Source organism: Photorhabdus sp. CRCIA-P01 (assembly GCF_003545805.1).
Lineage (GTDB): Bacteria > Pseudomonadota > Gammaproteobacteria > Enterobacterales > Enterobacteriaceae > Photorhabdus > Photorhabdus antumapuensis.
Genome location: NZ_NMQR01000130.1, coordinates 1 through 2,559, shown reverse-complemented (window position 1 = coordinate 2,559; position 2,559 = coordinate 1). Strand labels below are relative to the sequence as shown.

General features: G+C 49.2%; 3 protein-coding genes. 2 read left to right on the top strand and 1 reads right to left on the bottom strand.

Annotation, left to right across the window (positions count from 1 at the left end; all coding sequences use genetic code 11):
* Positions 1-1,251, top strand: a 1,251-nt coding sequence (locus D3222_RS24170; RefSeq protein WP_157975440.1) for a DUF2345 domain-containing protein, incomplete at its 5' end; no start/stop codon positions are given.
* A 20-nt stretch (positions 1,252-1,271) separates the two neighbouring features.
* Positions 1,272-2,363 carry a hypothetical protein gene (locus D3222_RS25740; RefSeq protein ID WP_198672925.1) on the top strand — a complete coding sequence of 364 codons (1,092 nt, stop codon included), beginning with the start codon at positions 1,272-1,274 and terminating at the stop codon, positions 2,361-2,363.
* On the opposite strand, the gene D3222_RS24160 is transcribed toward D3222_RS25740, so the two are convergent.
* Positions 2,270-2,559 (bottom strand): integrase core domain-containing protein (locus D3222_RS24160; RefSeq protein WP_157975380.1); only part of this gene is annotated, 290 nt, incomplete at its 5' end. The genes D3222_RS25740 and D3222_RS24160 overlap by 94 nt on opposite strands.

The window sequence follows — 2,559 nt, the reverse complement described above, 5'->3', positions numbered from 1 at the left end:
GATTTTGATTTGGATGAGTGGCCGCTGGGAGGCGAAAGCCTGTGGGTGCGTTTAGCCCGCCCGTATGCCGGTAACASCTACGGTTTCCACTGGCCGCTGCTCCAGGGAACCGAAGTGGCGATCGCGTTTGAACAGGGTAACCCGGACCGGCCCTATATCGCCCATGCGTTGCATGACTCGCGGCATGAAGATCATGTAACCCGCTACAACTACAGACGCAACGTGTTGCGCACGCCGGCCAACAACAAACTGCGCATGGACGATGATCGCGGCAAAGAGCACATCAAACTGAGTACCGAATATGGCGGTAAAAGCCAGCTCAATCTGGGCCATCTGGTGGATGGACAGCGACCGCATCCCAACAAGCGCGGTGAAGGGTTTGAGTTGCGCACTGACGACTGGGGAGCGATCCGGGCCGGGAAGGGGTTGTTTATCAGCGCGGATCAGCAGGTTAAAGCGTCGGGTCAGCAACTGGATATGTCGGCAGTGATAGAGCAATTAGAAACAGCTCTGTCTATCGCTAAATCCTTATCGAAGGCAGCTGAAATTGGCCAGGGTAAACCGGGGGACTCGGCAGGACAGGCCGTTCTTAACCAAGTGCTGGAAGGGCTGAAAAAGCCGGGGATTCTGATGCATGCACCACAAGGGATAGGGATTATCAGCCCTGAAACGGTCAGAGTGGCATCGGGTCACCACAGTGTCGGGGTGATAGCGGGGAAAAATGTCGATATCAGCGCATTGAAAGACATTACTGCTGTTGGTGGTGAGTCAGTGAGTCTGTTTGCGCAAAGGTCAGGCATGAAATTGTTTGCTCATCAGGGAAAGCTGGAGATACAGGCACAGGATGATGAATTGTCAGTGCTGGCTAAAAAGGATATTGACATAACCAGTGCAGAGGGAAAGGTCACGATCAATGCCAGTCGGGAAATCGTACTGTCCAGCGGCGGTGGTTATATTCGGATTAAAGACGGCAATATTGAATTAGGTTGCCCGGGCAACATTCTGTTGAAAGCGGCCAATATACAAAAGATGGGGGCTGAGAATATTCATGCTCCAGCGTCGGTGCTGCCACGGGGATACAGTGGTTTTTTTACCTTAAAAGATCAGGACAGCGGGCAAATTTTACCTCACAGGCGTTACCGCATAACCACCGCAGATGGACAAGTGTTTGAAGGGATGAGTGATGAAAACGGTAAAACCGTTGAAATTCATACCGCCACGCCGGACAAACTGAATATTGAACACTTTTAACTTACTGAGAGGAAAACCGTATGGCTGTATCGACCGGAAAAACAGGGGTAAAACCGCAGAACACCGATGTGTATATAAAAGCGGAGCCCGCAATTTATTTTCACCCTGACAGTGAAACCTTGATTTTTGTGGATAAAGAAGATGTCCACTCCTTGGTGGAGGAACATAACTTTTTGAGTCGCTGCGTGGAACAGCGCATTGAGGCAGAACAGCGGTTAAGCGCTCTGACAGAACAGTGTATTCAGCAGACAATGGCGCCTGCTTGCGGGCAAGAAGTGCAGCTAAAAGCCGCTTATGACGAATTGAATGGGGCTTGTGAACGATTACGCAATCAGCTAACCACATTAAGTCCGCCGGAAAATTTACCCAAAACTACGTTATTGGATGAAAACGCTAAAAAAAGCGTGATTGGTATCACGGAACTGATAGCGATGGATAAAGGCTATCAGGGTTACAAATACACCTATGTTAGGTCGGACAAAATTAAAAGCCACTGGCGGCGCTATAAGCTGAATGATCAGGACAAGAAAAGCGGTGGTAAAAGCTTCCTGCGGGAAGTGGCGTATACCGACAAAGAGGGCAATAGCCGTACCCGTATGGAAATAGATGGGCAGAAGCTGGAATCGCAAATTAAAAAACTCAAACCTTCATTAACGGTACTGGATGTGAAGTTGATTGATGATCACAGTGGTGTTTGGGGGAAGTGGGCGCAGGACCTGAATAACAACCTGAAAACATCGCCGTATGAAGGGGAACATATTGCGTTTGATTCACAATCACAACTGATGCGCTGGTCTTACGGCGCGGGAGCTAAAGCTTCACTGAATCCGTTGGAAATCAGCAAGAATGGCCTGAAAGGGCTGTTGGATGGATCAGGGAAAATTAATTTTTATGCCAATTTTGCGTTGGCGGAGTCGCGAACCAGAGCGACGCTCTATCTGCCGGACAGAACAGGGGTGAAGCTGTGCTATCCGCGCAAGGATGGCAGCGAAGGCGTGTTGGGAATGTGGTGTAGCGGTCAAGAAATTCCGGACACCATTTTAGCCTTTTCCCATTGCTTCTCGTATTCAACGGGAGAAATGCCTCCATTAAAACTATGGGGGCGAATGTAATTATAATATCCACCCAGATATTGCGTGATATCTCTTATCGCTTCATGCATATCCTGATAGCCTTCTGGGGGAACCCATTCACTTTTCAGACTCCGGAATACCCGTTCCATCGGCGAATTATCATAGCAGCAGCCTCTGCGACTCATGCTTTGGATAATCTTGTTTCGCCAGAGTAAGCGGCGAAACTTTTTACTGC

Coding starts and splice junctions, on each gene's coding strand:
- D3222_RS25740 (WP_198672925.1), top strand. CDS start 1,272: ATGGCTGTATCGACCGGAAAAACAGGGGTAAAACCGCAGAACACCGAT.